Source organism: Phocaeicola sp. RTP21198st1_B8_RTP21198_201120, assembly GCF_040929485.1.
GTDB lineage: Bacteria > Bacteroidota > Bacteroidia > Bacteroidales > Bacteroidaceae > Phocaeicola > Phocaeicola dorei.
In genome coordinates this window covers 640-1,032 of the sequence record NZ_JBCOCI010000561.1, presented here as the reverse complement: position 1 = coordinate 1,032, position 393 = coordinate 640, and the positions used below count along the sequence as shown (strand labels likewise).

The window sequence follows — 393 nt, the reverse complement described above, 5'->3', positions numbered from 1 at the left end:
AACGTGATATATTCCATGCGGTTTTCCAGTCCCATTTTCTTCACCATGGCAAGGATTCCCTGTACGGCTTTGGTTTCACGTTTCTTATTGCTATGTGCTTTCAGTTCGAGAATCAGTCGGGTATTACAGTTTTTCCCGGCTTCCAGATATTGTTCCAGGCTGGGTAAGTTTTCTCCGTTGGATAATTTAAGTCCGGTCAGTGCGTCACCTTTGGAATACTCCATCGGTCTCATCTTGTATACAGGATCATGGTTGACCACCAACTTGTTATCCTTAGCGATCCATACGTCAAATTCTGAACCGTAACAACCGATGGAATCTGCTTTTAGAAGTGATGAAATACTGTTTTGTGATGATCCCGGAGTTTTCCAGAATCCACGGTGGGCTATCACT

At 43.8% G+C, this 393-nt stretch carries 1 protein-coding gene; it reads right to left on the bottom strand.

Annotated features, from left to right (window positions below; genetic code table 11):
• On the bottom strand, positions 1-393 hold a 393-nt coding region (locus AB5935_RS28105; RefSeq protein WP_368328116.1), incomplete at both ends, for a glycerophosphodiester phosphodiesterase family protein.